This window comes from Cyanobium sp. LEGE 06113, assembly GCF_015207615.1.
In genome coordinates this window covers 494,159-509,558 of record NZ_JADEWM010000001.1, presented here as the reverse complement: position 1 = coordinate 509,558, position 15,400 = coordinate 494,159, and the positions used below count along the sequence as shown (strand labels likewise).

The 15,400-nt window shown below is 71.7% G+C and carries 16 protein-coding genes and 1 riboswitch; of the genes, 11 read left to right on the top strand and 5 right to left on the bottom strand.

All coding sequences use genetic code 11. The features are described 5' to 3' along the window. The first annotated feature begins 69 nt into the window (after positions 1-69). The 3 genes from rpaB (at position 70) to IQ220_RS02580 (ending at position 2,746) form a co-directional block, all read left to right on the top strand. Entirely contained in the window at positions 70-849 is a 780-nt protein-coding gene (gene rpaB, locus IQ220_RS02590; RefSeq protein ID WP_228008795.1) for a response regulator transcription factor RpaB, read from the top strand. 60 nt (positions 850-909) lie between these two features. Further along, on the top strand, positions 910-2,418 hold the full coding sequence (gene lysS / locus IQ220_RS02585; RefSeq protein WP_193912958.1) for a lysine--tRNA ligase: 1,509 nt from the start codon (positions 910-912) through the stop codon (positions 2,416-2,418). Between the two features lie 64 nt (positions 2,419-2,482). After that, the gene (locus IQ220_RS02580; protein WP_186698038.1) at positions 2,483-2,746 is read left to right on the top strand and encodes a hypothetical protein; all 264 of its coding nucleotides are present in this window, start codon (positions 2,483-2,485) and stop codon (positions 2,744-2,746) included. A 27-nt stretch (positions 2,747-2,773) separates the two neighbouring features. On the opposite strand, the gene IQ220_RS02575 is transcribed toward IQ220_RS02580, so the two are convergent. From IQ220_RS02575 to egtB, 4 genes are all read right to left on the bottom strand, one after another. Continuing rightward, positions 2,774-3,256, bottom strand: a complete 483-nt coding sequence (locus IQ220_RS02575) for a hercynine metabolism protein (protein ID WP_193912960.1) — start codon at positions 3,254-3,256, stop codon at positions 2,774-2,776. Next, positions 3,253-3,504 (bottom strand): hercynine metabolism small protein, encoded by a 252-nt coding sequence (locus IQ220_RS02570; RefSeq protein WP_186698042.1) that lies wholly within the window; start codon positions 3,502-3,504, stop codon positions 3,253-3,255. The genes IQ220_RS02575 and IQ220_RS02570 overlap by 4 nt, the downstream gene beginning before the upstream one ends. 2 nt (positions 3,505-3,506) lie before the next feature. Continuing rightward, entirely contained in the window at positions 3,507-4,484 is a 978-nt protein-coding gene (gene egtD, locus IQ220_RS02565) for an L-histidine N(alpha)-methyltransferase (RefSeq protein ID WP_193913177.1), read from the bottom strand. Positions 4,485-4,561: 77 nt separating this feature from the next. Further along, the gene (egtB, locus tag IQ220_RS02560; RefSeq protein WP_193912962.1) at positions 4,562-5,866 is read right to left on the bottom strand and encodes an ergothioneine biosynthesis protein EgtB; all 1,305 of its coding nucleotides are present in this window, start codon (positions 5,864-5,866) and stop codon (positions 4,562-4,564) included. A 67-nt stretch (positions 5,867-5,933) separates the two neighbouring features. Here egtB and IQ220_RS02555 point away from each other — a divergent pair, with 67 nt between their 5' ends. Beyond that, entirely contained in the window at positions 5,934-6,935 is a 1,002-nt protein-coding gene (locus tag IQ220_RS02555) for a cysteine synthase A (protein ID WP_193912964.1), read from the top strand. Beyond that, positions 6,935-9,019 (top strand): serine/threonine protein kinase, encoded by a 2,085-nt coding sequence (locus tag IQ220_RS02550; protein ID WP_193912966.1) that lies wholly within the window; start codon positions 6,935-6,937, stop codon positions 9,017-9,019. Before IQ220_RS02555 ends, IQ220_RS02550 begins: the two co-directional genes overlap by 1 nt. On the opposite strand, the gene smpB is transcribed toward IQ220_RS02550, so the two are convergent. Beyond that, the gene (gene smpB, locus IQ220_RS02545; RefSeq protein ID WP_193913186.1) at positions 9,016-9,516 is read right to left on the bottom strand and encodes an SsrA-binding protein SmpB; all 501 of its coding nucleotides are present in this window, start codon (positions 9,514-9,516) and stop codon (positions 9,016-9,018) included. The two genes, IQ220_RS02550 and smpB, sit on opposite strands and share 4 nt — an antisense overlap. Before the next feature lie 101 nt (positions 9,517-9,617). On the opposite strand from smpB, the gene ruvB reads away from it, so the two are divergent. The 6 genes from ruvB to thiC all read left to right on the top strand — a co-directional run bounded on the left by ruvB (position 9,618) and on the right by thiC (position 15,367). Continuing rightward, positions 9,618-10,709 (top strand): Holliday junction branch migration DNA helicase RuvB, encoded by a 1,092-nt coding sequence (gene ruvB / locus IQ220_RS02540; protein ID WP_193912968.1) that lies wholly within the window; start codon positions 9,618-9,620, stop codon positions 10,707-10,709. Beyond that, positions 10,706-11,518 carry a tetratricopeptide repeat protein gene (locus IQ220_RS02535; RefSeq protein WP_193912970.1) on the top strand — a complete coding sequence of 271 codons (813 nt, stop codon included), beginning with the start codon at positions 10,706-10,708 and terminating at the stop codon, positions 11,516-11,518. The genes ruvB and IQ220_RS02535 overlap by 4 nt, the downstream gene beginning before the upstream one ends. Before the next feature lie 27 nt (positions 11,519-11,545). Continuing rightward, positions 11,546-12,829 (top strand): amidohydrolase, encoded by a 1,284-nt coding sequence (locus IQ220_RS02530; RefSeq protein WP_228008796.1) that lies wholly within the window; start codon positions 11,546-11,548, stop codon positions 12,827-12,829. Beyond that, positions 12,826-13,077 (top strand): DUF3188 domain-containing protein, encoded by a 252-nt coding sequence (locus IQ220_RS02525; RefSeq protein WP_193814958.1) that lies wholly within the window; start codon positions 12,826-12,828, stop codon positions 13,075-13,077. Before IQ220_RS02530 ends, IQ220_RS02525 begins: the two co-directional genes overlap by 4 nt. Before the next feature lie 88 nt (positions 13,078-13,165). Further along, positions 13,166-13,723, top strand: a complete 558-nt coding sequence (locus IQ220_RS02520; protein WP_193912971.1) for a HEAT repeat domain-containing protein — start codon at positions 13,166-13,168, stop codon at positions 13,721-13,723. Positions 13,724-13,765: 42 nt separating this feature from the next. Continuing rightward, positions 13,766-13,883, top strand: a riboswitch (TPP riboswitch). 95 nt (positions 13,884-13,978) lie between these two features. Continuing rightward, on the top strand, positions 13,979-15,367 hold the full coding sequence (thiC, locus tag IQ220_RS02515) for a phosphomethylpyrimidine synthase ThiC (protein WP_193912973.1): 1,389 nt from the start codon (positions 13,979-13,981) through the stop codon (positions 15,365-15,367). Positions 15,368-15,400 lie beyond the last annotated feature (33 nt).

Below are 15,400 nucleotides of genomic sequence, written 5' to 3'. Positions count from 1 at the left end.
ATCTGGGGGATGACCTTTCGCCTCTCTCAGGGGTATGGTTGCGATTCTTCATCCCCAGGCGCTGCGCCCATGCCCTCCGCGGACATGTCGATCACGCCAGCGGAGCCCAAGGCCACGCTGCTCGTAGTCGACGACGAGGCGGCCGTGCGGCGGGTGCTGCTGATGCGTCTCCAGCTGGCGGGCTACCGCGTTCTCTGTGCTGAGGACGGCGAAGAGGCCCTCACGCTTTTCCACCAGGAGCAGCCCGATCTGGTGGTGCTCGATGTGATGCTGCCCAAGCTCGACGGCTTCGCCGTCTGCCGGCGGCTGCGGGCCGAGTCGTGCGTGCCGATCATCTTTCTCTCGGCCCTCGATGCCATCGCCGAGCGGGTGTCCGGCCTCGACCTGGGGGCCGACGACTACCTGCCCAAGCCCTTCAGCCCCAAGGAACTCGAGGCGCGCATCGCCACGATCCTGCGGCGGGTGGGCCGGGGCTCGGCCGCCAGTGAGCCCAGGGAGCTGCCCAGCGGCAGCGGCGTGCTGCGGCTCGGAGACCTGGTGGTGGACACCAACCGCCGCCAGGTGACCCGCGAAGGCGACCGCATCGCCCTCACCTACACGGAGTTCAGCCTGCTGGAGCTGCTCTTCCGCGAACCCGGCCGGGTGGTGCCCCGGGCCGAGATCCTCGAGCAGCTGTGGGGCTATCCGCCCCGCCGCGCCGCGGACCTGCGGGTGGTGGATGTCTACGTGGCCCGCCTGCGGGGCAAGCTGGAGCCCGATCCCCGCAACCCGGAGCTCATCCTCACGGTGCGGGGCACCGGCTACGCCTCCCAGCGCCTTGGCGACGTGGGCCTCAGCGCCGCGGGCTGAGCCCAGCCGCAGCTGGGCTCCACTCCTGCAGGATGGCTGCCAGCTGAGATCTTCATCCCCTTGTCGGAGCTGCGCAAGACCCGCCTGGAGAAGGCCCACACCCTGGCTGAGCTCGGCAAGGGGCCCTATGCGCTGCGTTTTGCCCCCACCCACCGCACGGCCGACCTGCAGGCCACCTACGCCGACCTGGCCAATGGCGCCGAGGATGGGACCCCGGTGTGTGTGGCCGGGCGGGTGATGACCCGCCGGGTGATGGGCAAGCTCGCCTTCTTCACCCTGGCCGATGAGAGCGGCCCGATTCAGCTGTTCATCGAGAAGGCCACCCTGGCGGCCAGCGATCCCGAGGCCTTCCAGCAGCTCACCTCCCTGGTGGATGCCGGCGACCTGATCGGCGTGGAGGGCAGCCTGCGCCGCACCGACCGCGGCGAGCTGTCAGTGAAGGTGACCGGCTGGACCATGCTCTGCAAGGCCCTGCAGCCCCTGCCTGACAAGTGGCATGGCCTGGCGGACGTGGAGAAGCGCTACCGCCAGCGCTACCTCGATCTGATCGTCTCCCCCCACACCCGTGAGACCTTCCGGCGCCGGGCCAGGGCGATCGGCGCCCTGCGCCGCTGGCTCGACGAGCGCGGTTTCTTCGAGATCGAGACCCCGGTGCTGCAGAGCCAGCCCGGCGGCGCCGATGCCCGCCCCTTCGAGACCCACCACAACACCCTCGACCTGCCGCTCACCCTGCGCATCGCCACGGAGCTGCACCTGAAGCGCCTGGTGGTGGGCGGCTTCGAGCGGGTCTATGAGCTGGGCCGCATCTTCCGCAACGAGGGGGTGAGCACCCGCCACAACCCGGAGTTCACCTCGGTGGAGGTGTACCAGGCCTATGCCGACTACACCGACATGATGGAGCTCACCGAGGCGTTGATCGCCCATGTGTGCCAGGAGGTGTGCGGCGGCACCGTGATCCCCTACCAGGGCAGCACGATCGACCTCACCCCCCCCTGGCGGCGGGCCACCATGCATGAGCTCGTGCAGCAGGCCACCGGGCTCGACTTCAGCCTGTTCAGCGGTCGGGAGGAGGCCGCCGCCGCCATGGCCGCCCAGGGCCTCGAGGTGCCGGCCCTGGCCGATTCAGTGGGCCGCCTCCTGGTGGAGGCCTTCGAGCAGCGGGTGGAGGAGAGCCTGATCCAGCCCACCTTCGTGCTGGACTACCCGGTGGAGAACTCTCCCCTGGCCCGGGCCCACCGCAGCAAGCCGGGCCTGGTGGAGCGCTTTGAGCTGTTCATCGTGGGCCGGGAAACCGCCAATGCCTTCAGTGAGCTGATCGACCCGGTGGATCAGCGGCAGCGGCTGGAGGCGCAGCAGCTGCGCAAGGCCGCCGGCGACCTGGAGGCCCAGGGCGTGGACGAGGACTTTCTCCAGGCCCTGGAGGTGGGCATGCCCCCCACCGGCGGGCTCGGCATCGGCATCGACCGTCTGGTGATGCTGCTCACCGACAGCGCCTCGATCCGCGATGTGATCGCCTTTCCGCTGCTACGACCCGAGTTGCAGCGCAGCCGAGACAGCGAGGATGCCTGAGCGGCGAGGCGCAATGAGATAATTGGAACGGTAGGCAATCTTCCCCAATGGGGGCAGCGATTCCATGAGTGGCGAGCGCGTCGGTTTTCGCTTCCAGCACGCAGATGCGGTGGTGAAGCGCAACCCCCAGGGCCGCTCGCGTCGCGGCTGGGTGATGGAGCCGGTCGAACAGACGACCAGCCGGGGCACCAAGATGCCCGCCTACCGGATCCGCTGGCGGGACAGCGAACGCCCCGAGATCGTGCTGCAGCACATGCTGATCGCCGATCCGGATCCCACCCCGCCACCCGAGGGCGTCAGCCTGGTGCCCCCCGCCCCAAAGGCTTGAGCCGGTAACCAGGCCTAGGCGGGTCGCTCAGCCCTGGCGGCGACGCAGGCGCTCCAGGTCCTGCTCCGCTTCGAAGGCGGCCCAGTCCTGCTCCAGGTCGGCGCCGCCGGCGGCCCGGCGGGCCTGGCTCTGGCGGGCGGCCAGCTCAGCGATTCCCTGCTCGATCTCCGCGAAGCGGCTGCCCAGGGCGGCGAGTTCCTCCCAGTGGCGCCGACCCTGCAGCATCAGCGCCTCCACCCGCGCCTCAGCCCGCTGCGCCAGCGCGTCGGCGCCGGCGGAGCGGGCCTTGAGGATGCGGGCCTGCCAGGAGCGGATCTCCTCGGCCAGCTGCAGCAGCCCCCGGCGCTGGCGTTCCGCCTGGCTCTGGAGGGCCCGGCGCTGGGCCAGCAGGTCGCGGCGCTGGTCGCGGTCGTTCTGATCCCGCAGCAGCGCTTCCTGTTCGGGGTTGGCGGCCAGAAAGGTCTCCAGCTGGCTCTCCAGCCGGGCCTCCAGATCCTCCAGCCAGCTCATAGCGGCGGCTGAACCGGGGTGGGCTCACCGGCGGGGGTGGTGAGCAGCGGCGCCTCGATCTCCTGCTGCAGGGGTGTGATCGCGGCCTCCCGGGAGCAGAGCAGCAACTGGGTGAGGCGGGCCACGGCCCCTTCCCCCAGGCTGGCGTCGCCGATCCTGTCAAAGGCCCGGCGGTAGAGCTCCTCCAGCTCGCCCACCAGCTCTTCGCGCACCTGGCGCATCGCCGCCCGCTGTTCTTCCCGGCTCATGGTCAGCTCTCCCGCTGCACTGGCGCAGTCCACGCCGAGTCTGCTCCCTGGGGGCCGCCCCGGCCCGCCGCCGCCGGCACCAGCAGGTGCAGCGACAGGTCGCCGGCGGGGTCGCTCCAGCGCCGCACGGCCCGCCAGCCCGCCGCTGCCGCCAGGGCGGTGAAGGCCTCGGGGCTGTACTTGACGCTGTATTCGGTGATCAGCTCCTCGCCCGCCCCGAACCGCCAGCGGCGGCCAGCCAGCTGCACCTCCTGCTCCTGCTGGCTCACCAGGGCCATGGCGATGCGGCTGTGGTCGGCTTCCCAGCGGGCCCGGTAGGCGAAGGCGCCGGGATCGAACGTGCCGCCCAGATCGCGGTTGAGGCGCACCAGCAGGTTGCGGCCGAAGGCGGCCGAGGCCCCGGCCGCATCGTTGTAGGCCGCCTCCAGCCGGGCCCTGTCCTTGGGTTGGTCGATGCCGATCAGCAGGCAGCTGCCGGGGCCCAGCAGCCGGCTTAACTGCTCCAGCAGCCGCCGGGCCTGGTCGGGGCTGAAGTTGCCCAGGGAGCTGCCCGGGTAGAAGCCCAGCAGGCGCTGGCCCTGCAACAGGGGGTGCTCGGGCAGCTGGGCCAGCAGGCTGTAGTCACAGCAGATGCCGAGCACGGGCACGGCCGGGTGCTGGGCCTGCAGAGCCTCGCAGGCGCCGGCCAGGTGGCTGGCGCTGATGTCCATCGGCACGTAGGCCGGCGGTCGCAGCGCCTTCAGCAGCGGCGCCACCTTGCGGGCATTGCCGGCGCCGAATTCCACCAGCACGCCCTCGCCCAGGGCGGCGGCGAGCTCCGCGGCCCGGCTCTCCAGCAGGGCCGTTTCCACCCGGGTGAGGCTGTATTCGGGCTGGGCGCAGATCGCCTCGAACAGCCGGGAGCCCTCGGCGTCGTAGAGGAGCCAGGCGGGCAGCTGGCGCGGCTGCTGGGCCATCCCCTCACTCACCAGGCGCACCATGTCGGCGGGTTCGGGGTGCAGGTCGATCAGTTCGGTGCGGCTGGCGGTGCGGCTGGCGGGGGCGGTTGGCGGTGCGGTCACGCGGCTGAGGGGCTGAAGGGGCTGGGGTGATCGGGCGGGCTGGCCAGGTCGGGGCGGGCTTCGGGGCGGTCCTGGGCCAGCCGCAGGCCGGAGGCCATCCAGCGACAGCCCGGCGGGAAGAAATTGCGGTAGGTGGGTCGAGCATGGCCCGGCGGCGTGAGGTAGGAGCTGCCGCGCAGCACCATCTGGGAGCTCATGAATTTGCCGTTGTATTCGCCCACGGCTCCCGGGGCGGCGTGGAAGCCCGGATAGGGGCGGTAGGGGCTGGCGGTCCACTGCCAGAGCAGGCCATGGGCCTGGGGCAGGTGCCCGGCCAGGGCTTCCCATTCGGCCTCCGTGGGCAGGCGGGCCCCGGCCCAGCGGGCAAAGGCGTCGGCCTCGAACCAGCTCAGGTGCCGCACGGGCGCCTCGGGGTGCAGCGGCTGCGGGCCCGCCAGGGTGAAGGCATAGGGCTCGGCCGTGCCGTCGCGCCAGTAGAGAGGGGCCTGCCAGCCCTCGGCCCTGGCCAGGGCCCAGCCCTCGCTCATCCACAGCTCCGCTCGGCTGTAGCCCCCATCGGCGATGAAGGCCGCGTAGGCGCCGTTGGTCACCAGCCGCTCGGCGAGGGCGAAGGGCTCAAGCCACTGGCGATGCCTGGGCGCCTCGTTGTCGAAGTGGAAACCGGCGCCGTCGTGGCCGATCTCCAGCAGCCCGCCGGGATGCTCCAGCCAGCCGGATGGCGCCGGGCCGGCATCGCCGCCCGGGAGCCAGCCGGCGCGGAAGCGCTCCTCGGGTACGGCGGCGTAGCTGGGTTCGAGCGGGTTGCGGCTGAAGCCGTCCAGGAGGTCCATCAGCAGCAGTTCCTGGTGCTGCTGCTCGTGCTGCAGGCCCAGTTCCAGCAGTGCGTGGCTGCTGGATGACGGGTCCGGGCCTGGCTCCTGCTCCAGGGGCCCGAGCTGCTCCAGCAGCCTCTCCAGGGCCTGATCCACCTGCCGCCGCCAGGCCAGCACGGCCTCGATCGGCGGGCGGCTCAGCAGTCCCCGCTCGGGCCGCGGATGGCGCTCGCCGATCGTGTCGTAATAGCTGTTGAACAGGAAGCCCCAGGCCTCGGGCGCCGCCGTGAAGCCCAGTTCCGCCCCTGCCGCCTGCTGGGGCCGGAGCACGAAGGTCTCGAAGAACCAGGTGGTGTGGCCCAGGTGCCACTTGGGCGGGCTGGCGTCGGCCATGCCCTGCAGGCAGAGGTCTTCCGGCTGCAGCGGTGCGATCAGATCCAGGCTGTGCTGACGCACCTCACGGAGCCTGGCCGGCAGGCCTGTGGTCATGGGAGTGCCGGGTGCAGGCCCGACCTTAGGGAGGTTGCCTACGATCCCGCCACGCGGCGATCACGGCATGGGGCAGATCACTCAGGGCTTTGTCGGGGCGGTGGGCCACACCCCCCTGATCCGCCTGCGTGCCCTGAGTGAGCTCACGGGCTGCGAGATTCTGGGCAAGGCGGAGTTCATGAATCCCGGCGGCTCGGTCAAGGACAGAGCCGCCCTGGGCATCCTGCTGGAGGCTGAGCAGGAGGGTCTGCTGCGGCCAGGGGGCACCGTGGTGGAGGGCACGGCGGGCAACACCGGCATCGGCCTCACCCACCTCTGCAATGCCCGCGGCTACCGCGCCCTGATCGTGATTCCCGACACCCAGTCGGCCGAGAAGATCGGCCTGCTGCGCAGCCTCGGGGCCGAGGTGCGCACCGTGCCCGCCGTGCCCTATCGCGACCCCAACAACTACGTGAAGCTCTCGGGCCGCATTGCCGCCGAAACCCCCGGGGCGGTGTGGGCCAATCAGTTCGACAACCTGGCCAACCGCCGCGCCCACTACAGCTCCACCGGCCCCGAGATCTGGGAGCAGACCGAAGGCCGCGTGGATGCCTGGGTGGCGGCCACCGGCACGGGCGGCACCTACGCCGGCGTGGCCCTGTACCTGAAGGAACGCAAGCCCGCCGTGCGCTGTGTGCTCGCCGATCCGGAGGGCAGCGCCCTCTACAGCTGGGCCAGCAGCGGCGAGCTGCGCAGCGAGGGCAGCTCGATCACCGAGGGGATCGGCAACAGCCGCATCACCGCCAATCTGGAGGGTGCACCGGTGGATGACGCCGTGCGCATCGTCGACCAGGCCGCCCTGGACACCATCTATGGCCTGCTCTGGCAGGAGGGCCTGTTCCTGGGGGGGTCGGTGGGCATCAATGTGGCCGCGGCCGTGGAGACGGCCCGCCGCCTCGGCCCAGGCCACACGATCGTCACCGTGCTGTGTGACAGCGGCGACCGCTACCGCTCCCGGCTCTATGACCGGGAGTGGCTCGCCACCAAGGGGTTGCGGCAACCTGAGCGGGCCCTGGCCGCCGCCGGCTGATGCCTCCTGACTCCGCTCCTTCCGCGCAGCCGGGTGTGCTGATCGGCGATCGCTACAGGCTGGATCAATGCCTCAGCCAGGGAGCCCAGGGCAGCCTCTGGCGCGCCCGCGACCAGCTGGCCGGCGATGGCCTGGTGGCTCTGCGGCGGCTGGAGCCCAGCATCGACCAGGCCGCCGCCCTGGCCCGCTGGGGCCGGCTGCAGGGGGTGCTCCACCCCCAGGTGCCGCGGCTGGGCAGCCCGGTGCAGGACGGCGACGCCCTCTGGCTGGTGCGGGAGTGGCAGGGGGGGCGCACCTACCAGCAGCTGATCGAGGTGCGGGCCGAGCGGCAGATGGTGTTCGGTGCCGGCGAGGTGCTGCTGCTGGTGCGCCAGCTGCTGCCCGTGCTGGCGGTGTTGCATGGCCAGGAGCTGGTGCACGGCGATCTCTGTCCGGCCAACCTGCTGCGCCGCGACAGCGACGGCCTGCCCGTGCTGCTCGACTACGGGCTGGTGGCCGGCGGCGTGGTGGTGACTCCCGGCTATGCGCCGCCGGAGCTGGCCCACAGCTCCAGGCCCGAGGCCTGGATGGACCTGCATGCCCTCGGCGTGACGGCTCTGGTGCTGCTGAGTGGCGATGCGCCGGCCACCCTGCTGGATCCGGTCACGGCCCAGTGGCGCATGCCCGCGGCCCTGAGCACCGAGCCGGACCTGCAGAACACTCTGCAACGCCTGCTGCAGCGCCAACCGGATCAGCGCTTCGCGTCGGCCAGCCAGGCGCTCACGGCCTTTCAGGCCCTGGCCATGCCTGAGTCCACCGGCCCGGTGGCCAGGGCCGACCGCACCGTGGTGCTGGTGCCGCCGCCGGTGCGGCAGCCGGCCAGCCCCGCCGCTGCCGCCGCTGCCGCTGCCGCCTCTGCGGCCCCTGCCGCTCCGCCGGATCTGCCGCCCCTGCGCTCCCCCGTGCCCGCCACCCCTGTCCGCAACCGGGGTGAGGCCAGGGATGAGGCCGCCGAGGGTGGCCTCTGGCCAGTGGTGATGGCCCTGGTGCTCTCCGCCGTGATCGGCACGGCGCTCGGTTGGTGGTGGCTCAGCCGCGGCCGCCAGGCGGCGCCCACGGTCCCGGATGCGGGCCTGCAGCTGCCCAGCGGCAGCCTTCCGCCTGGAGAGGTGGATCAGCGCCAGCAGTTGCTCAACCGGCTGCGCGCCCTGCAGGTGGATCGCAGCTGGTTTTTGAAGTTGGTGGATGCCAGCCTGCTGGCCCAGTTCCCGGAGCGGGGTGGACGCCCGCCCAGCGACTCCCTGGAAGACGCGCCCCTGCGCAAGGTGTGGAACGACCTGGCCGAGGAGTGGCTGGCCCGGGTGGAGCAACTGCCCCTGGGAATCCGTCGCCGTCTCGGCGGCTACAGCAACGCCGACTGGGAACGGCGCCAGCAGAGCCTGGCCAGCCAGGGGATCAGCCCCCAGGTGCTGCGTCAGCTGGTGTCGGGCAATGCCCAGAACCTGCTGCGGGGCCGGCAGGACTCGGGAATCCCACCGGAGCCGTTCCGCCAGCTCTGGTTTGCCGCCGCTGAGCAGATCCTCGGCAGCATGCAGATCGAAGCGATCGAAGCCCGGCCCCTGCAGACCCAGACCATCTCGGCCTCGGTGGAGGCCGGTGGAGCGCGGCTGTTCCCGGTGCGGCTCACCCCGGGCCAGCGCCTGGTGCTCGGGGTGAACGGCTCGCCCCTGATGGCGATGAGCGTGTTCGGCGCCGACGGCACGCTGCTGGAGCCCAAGGGCCCGCTGCGGGTGGTGAGCCTGCCTGCCCAGAAGGCCTCCCCGGTTCAGCTGCTGGTGACCAATGAGGGAGTCGCTCCGGCCCTGATCACCCTGTCGCTGCGGGCCGACCTGCCCGTGCCCAGCGCCCCTCCGGAGCCCACCACTCCCCAGACCCCTGAAGCAGCACCGGAGCCTGGCGGGACAGCGGACCCGCCGCCGCGCTCGGCCCCTCCAGCCGCCCGACCGGAGGCCCCCCCGGACGGCGGGCCGCCGCTGCTCCGGGAGCCCCCCCCTCCCGTCGGGACCCCCAACGGCGACGACGAGCCGAACCAGCCGGGCGCCTAGAGCCGGGCGATGGCGGAGCGGGTGTCCTTGGCCTCCTGCTTGCGCCGCTCCTCCTGCCGTTTGTCGTGCAGCTTGCGGCCCTTGCCCAGGCCCAGGGACACCTTGATCCAGGAGCCGTGCAGGTGCAGGTTGAGTGGGATCAGGGTGAGGCCCTTCTGCTCCAGGGCCACGCGCAGGCGCTCGATCTCGCGGCGGTGGGCCAGCAGGCGGCGCACCCGCAGCGGCTCGTGGTTGAAGTAGGCGCCGGCATGGCTGTGGGGGGAGATGTGCACGTTGTGCAGCTGCAGCTCGCCGTTGCGGATCAGGCAGAAGCCGTCGCGCAGGTTCGCCTGCCCCGCCCGCACCGATTTCACCTCCGTGCCGAGCAGCTCGATGCCGCATTCGAGGTCGTCGAGGATCTCGTACTGGTGCCGGGCGAAGCGGTTGTCGGCCAGCAGGCGCCGAGCCGCATCCCGCTGGGCCCTGGCGGCCAGCTTCTTGGTGCCGCCCTTGGCCATGGTTTCGCTCTCGCTGCGCGCCTGCTCCACTGCCGACCCTAGGTGCCCTGCAGGGCACCCCAGGCGGCACAGCGGCTGGGCGGGGCCGGTACCCTCCAGCCATGGCGATCGTCTCCTCCGGATCCCAGGGCCAGGATCGCCGCCGCAGCGGCGCCGGCTCCGGGCAGCGGCTGGTGGATCCCCAGGCTGATGCCGAGACTGCCCCCCGGCCCGAGGCTGCGCCTGAGGCTCCCCAGGCCCGCGAGGACTCGCTGCGGCCGCGTCGCCTGGCCGACTACATCGGCCAGGGCGAACTCAAGCAGGTGCTCGGCATCGCCATCGAGGCCACCCAGGCCCGCGCCGAGGCCCTCGATCACGTGCTGCTCTACGGCCCCCCGGGCCTGGGCAAGACCACCATGGCCCTGGTGCTGGCCGAGGAGCTGGGGGTGCGCTGCCGCATCACCAGCGCGCCGGCCCTGGAGCGCCCCCGCGACATCGTGGGCCTGCTGGTGAACCTGCAGCCCCGCGAGCTGCTGTTCATCGATGAGATCCACCGGCTCAGCCGGGTTGCCGAGGAGCTGCTCTATCCGGCCATGGAGGACTTCCGCCTCGATCTCACCGTGGGCAAGGGCACCACCGCCCGCACCCGCAGCCTGCCGCTGCCGCCCTTCACCCTGGTGGGGGCCACCACCAGGGCGGGCTCGCTGAGTTCGCCGCTGCGGGATCGCTTTGGCCTGATCCAGCGGCTGGAGTTCTACGGCCTGCAGGACCTGCAGGCGATCGTGCAGCGGGCGGCCGGGCTGCTGCGCCTGCAGCTCGAGTCCGAGGCGGCCCTGGAGGTGGCCCGCCGCTGCCGGGGCACGCCGCGGATCGCCAACCGGCTGCTGCGCCGGGTGCGGGATGTGGCGGCCGTCAACGGTGAGCCCTTGATCACGGCGGCCCTGGTGGACCAGGCCCTCAGCCTGCACCGCGTCGACGGCCGCGGCCTCGATGCCCACGACCGTCGCCTGCTGCGGCTGATGCTGGAGGCCTACGGGGGCGGCCCGGTGGGGCTCGACACCCTGGCCGCCGGCCTCGGCGAGGACCCCGCCACCCTCGAGGCGGTGGTGGAGCCCTACCTGCTGCAGCAGGGCCTGCTGCAACGCACCCCCCGGGGGCGCTTGCTCACACCGGCCGGCCGCGCCCATCTCGACGCCCAGGGCGCCATCGCATGAGCTGGCGAGCCCTCGCTACCCGCCTGTCGAGGCTTCTGCTGGCCACCGGGTTGGTGCTGCTGGTCTGGCTGGGGAGTGCAGGGGCCGCAGGTGCCGAGCCGGATCCCGCCGCCCACGAGCGGCTGTTCGAGCAGGCCCTGCTGGCCAGCCGCCAGGGGCGCTTCGGCGAGGCCCTGCCCCTCTGGGATGAGGTGCTGGAGCTGGCGCCCGGCGACGCCGCCGCCTGGAGCAACCGCGGCAATGTGCGCCTGGCCCTGGGCGATGCCGAGGCGGCGATTGCCGACCAGAGCCGCGCCGCAGAGCTCGATCCGGCCAGCCCCGACCCCCACCTCAACCGCGGCACCGCTGAGGAGTCGCTGGGGCGCTGGCAGGCCGCCGCAGACGATTACCACTGGATCCTGGAGCGTGATCCAGCCGATGCCTCGGCCCTCTACAACCTCGGCAACGTGCTCGGCTCCCAGGGCGACTGGCCGGCGGCCCGGGCCAGCTTCGAGGCGGCGTCGCTGGCCCGGCCGGGCTTTGCGATGGCCCGCTCCAGTGCCGCCCTGGCCGCGTTCCAGCTGGGGGATCGCGCCGAGGCTGAACAGGCGCTGCGCGCGCTGATCCGCCGCTATCCCCTGTTCGCTGACGCCCGCGCCGGCCTCACGGCCCTGCTCTGGCAACAGGGCCACCGCGGCGAGGCCGAGAGCAACTGGGCGGCCGCTTCCGGCCTCGATCCCCGCTACCGCCAGGAAGAATGGTTACGGCAGACGCGGCGCTGGCCGCCCGCTCCGGTGGAGGCTCTCCAGCAGTTCCTGGCCCTCTCCTGAGCCGCACCCCCCTGAGCTGATCCCCTGATGCCCACCAGCCCCACTCCTCTTGCGGCGACCTCTGGCCAGGCCGGCGGCTCCGGTGCCGGCTTCAGCTGGCAGTGCCTGGGCCTGGAGGCGGAGCTGCAGGCCGTGCTGCCGGAGCTGATCCAGCTGCGCCGCCACCTGCATCGCCACCCCGAACTCAGTGGCCACGAGCAGCAGACGGCGGCTCTGGTGGCCGGGGAGCTGCGCCGCTGGGGCTGGCAGGTGCGCGAGGGGGTGGGCCGCACCGGCGTGCTGGCCGAGCTGGGGCCGGCTGGCTCCGGGCCGGGTGGCGATCCCGTCGAGCCCCTCGTGGTGGCCCTGCGGGTGGACATGGATGCCCTGCCGGTGGAGGAACGCACCGGGCTCGACTACGCCTCCACCACGCAGGGCCTGATGCACGCCTGCGCCCATGACCTCCATACCAGCGTGGGCCTGGGGGTGGCCCGCCTGCTCAGCGCAGTGGCCCAGCGGCAGCCCCAGCTGCTGCGCCACCGGGTGCGGCTGTTGTTCCAGCCCGCTGAGGAAACGGCCCAGGGGGCCGCCTGGATGAAGGCCGATGGGGCGATGGAGAACGTGGCGGCCCTGTTCGGTCTGCATGCTTTTCCGAGCATTCCGGTGGGCACGATCGGGGTGCGCAGCGGCAGCCTCACGGCGGCGGCGGGCGAACTGGAGGTGGAGGTGCTGGGGGAGGGTGGCCACGGCGCCCGGCCCCACCAGAGCACCGATGCCATCTGGATCGCGGCCAGGGTGGTGAGCGGGCTGCAGGAGGCGATCTCGCGGCGGCTCGATGCCCTGCATCCGGTTGTGGTGAGCTTTGGTCGGATCGAGGGGGGCAAGGCCTTCAACGTGATCGCCGACCACGTGCGCCTGCTCGGCACGGTGCGCTGCCTCGACAACGACGTGCACGCCCAGCTGCCTGCCTGGATCGAGGAGACGGTCCACGCCCTGTGCCGCGGCCATGGCGGCGAGGCCCGGGTGCGCTACCGCTGCATCTCGCCGCCCGTGCAGAACGATGCGGCCCTCACCCAGCTGGTGGCGGAGGCCGGCTGTGAGGTGCTGGGCAGCCAGCAGGTGCAGTGGCTGGATCAGCCTTCTCTGGGGGCGGAGGACTTCGCCGAGCTGCTCGACGGCATCCGCGGCACGATGTTCCGCCTCGGGGTGGCGGGACCCGACGGCTGCGCCCCCCTGCACAGCAACACCTTCGCCCCCGATGAGGGCGCTCTAGCGGTGGGCGTGCGGGTGCTCACCCTGAGCCTGCTGCGCTGGATGGAGCGGCCCCGATGAGTCCCCCCGCTGCCACGCGTCAGCGCCCGTTGCTCTACACCATGCTGGCCCTCTCCGCGCCGCTGCTGCTGGTGGTGGCCCTGGGAGTGCTGGCCCAGCGCCGCGGCCCCGACCGCTGGCAGGCGGTGCCGGCGCTGGTGATCGGCGCGGCCCTGCTCGGCACCAGCCTCCACAGCCGCCGCAGGCGGCGCCGCTCGTTGCTGGCGGCCCTGCGCCAGGGCCGGCCATCCGCCAGGCTGGAACCATGAGCGAAGCTCCGACCCCCGCCCCCAGAACCAGCCCGCCGACCTGCCGGCGCTCGAAGAGGCCATCCTCTCCGGTGATCCCTCCCGTTCCATGCCTGCCCTGGTGGGGCTGCGGGAGGTGCCGGATGAGCAGGCGGTGCCGCTGCTGCTGCGGGGGCTGGAGCAGTCGGCCTTCATCGTGCGCTCCCTGAGCTGCGCCGGCCTGGGCGTGAAGCAGACCGAGGCCGGCTGGGAGGCCCTGGTGCAGGCCGTGCACCACGACGAGGACGCCAACGTGCGCGCCGAGGCGGCCAATGCCCTGGTGAGCTACGGGCTGGAGCGGGCCTGGCCCGTGGTGCTCGAGGCCTTCCGGGCCGACACCCAGTGGCTGCTGCGCTGCAGCGTGCTCTCGGCCGTGGCGGAGCACCCCGAGGCGCGGGCGGCGGATCTGCTCGAACTGGCGGAACTGGCCCTGGCCGATGCCGACGACACCGTGCGGGTGGGGGGCACCGAGATCCTCGGCCGCCTGGTCCAGCAGCGCTCGGCCCCGGCTGATGCCGGCGTGGTCGAGCGGGCCAGAACCCTGCTCAGCGGCCTGCAGCAGGACGGCGACCACCGGGTGGTGGCGGCGGCGCTGAACGGACTGCAGGGCAAGGCAGCCGAGGGCTGACGGCCGCGGCAAGGCGCCCCAGGGACAACCTTGCTAGCTTTCTGATGTCACTAGGGGTGCCCCGCACACGCCACTTCCGGCGGGTGTTGCCAGGGCTGAGATCACACCCTCCGAACCTGATCCGGGTCATGCCGGCGCAGGGAAGTGTGCCGAATCCAACCGTGGTCCGCCTGGTCCCGGGAGTGTTCGGATCCGGAGTTGTGCCTTCCCATCCCCTGGCCGCCGGTCCGTTTGCACCCCCTTCCCGAGCCGATCATGCGCAGCGCCTGGATTGAGAAGCGTCGTGGCGACGCCAACGTGTCGCAGATGCACTACGCCCGCCAGGGCGTGGTGACCGAGGAGATGGCCTATGTGGCGCAGCGGGAGAACCTGCCCGCATCGCTGGTGATGGAGGAGGTGGCCCGGGGCCGCCTGATCATCCCCGCCAACATCAACCACCCCAACCTGGAGCCGATGGCGATCGGCATCGCCAGCCGCTGCAAGGTGAACGCCAACATCGGCGCCTCCCCCAACGCCTCCGACCTCAATGAAGAGGTGGCCAAGCTGCAGCTGGCCGTGAAGTACGGCGCCGACACGGTGATGGACCTCTCCACCGGCGGTGTCAACCTCGATGAAGTGCGCACGGCGATCATCAACGCCTCCACCGTGCCGATCGGCACCGTGCCTGTGTATCAGGCGCTGGAGAGTGTGCACGGCTCGATCGAGAAGCTCGATGCCGACGACTTCCTGCACATCATCGAGAAGCACTGCCAGCAGGGCGTTGATTACCAGACGATCCACGCCGGTCTGCTGATCGAGCACCTGCCCCTGGTGAAGGGTCGCCTCACCGGCATCGTGAGCCGCGGCGGCGGCATCCTGGCCCAGTGGATGCTCTATCACCACAAGCAGAACCCGCTATTCACCCGCTTCGATGACATCATCGAGATCTTCAAGCGCTACGACTGCAGCTTCTCGCTGGGTGATTCGCTGCGTCCCGGCTGTCAGCACGACGCCTCCGATGCCGCCCAGCTGGCTGAACTGAAGACGCTGGGTCAGCTCACCCGCCGCGCCTGGGAGCACGACATCCAGGTGATGGTGGAGGGTCCGGGCCATGTGCCGATGGACCAGATCGAGTTCAACGTCAAAAAGCAGATGGAGGAGTGCAGCGAGGCGCCCTTCTACGTGCTCGGCCCGCTCGTCACAGATATCGCCCCCGGCTACGACCACATCACCAGCGCCATCGGCGCCGCCCTGGCCGGCTGGCACGGCACGGCCATGCTCTGCTACGTGACCCCCAAGGAGCACCTCGGCCTGCCCAACGCCGAGGACGTGCGTGAGGGCCTGATCGCCTACAAGATCGCCGCCCACGCCGCCGACCTCGCCCGCCACCGCCCAGGAGCCCGCGATCGCGACGACGAACTCAGCCGCGCCCGCTATGCCTTCGACTGGAACAGACAGTTCGAGCTCAGCCTGGACCCGGAGCGGGCCAAGGAATACCACGACGAAACCCTGCCGGCTGACATCTACAAGCAGGCCGAGTTCTGCTCGATGTGCGGACCCAAGCACTGCCCGATGCAGACCAAGATCACCGATGAGGATCTGGCCGGCTTGGAGCAGGTGCTGAAGGCCCAGGAGGCCGCGGCAGGCCAGCCGGTGGGGGTCTGAGTGCGGCGGGGGCGGCCTCTGCAGCCCTTGTTA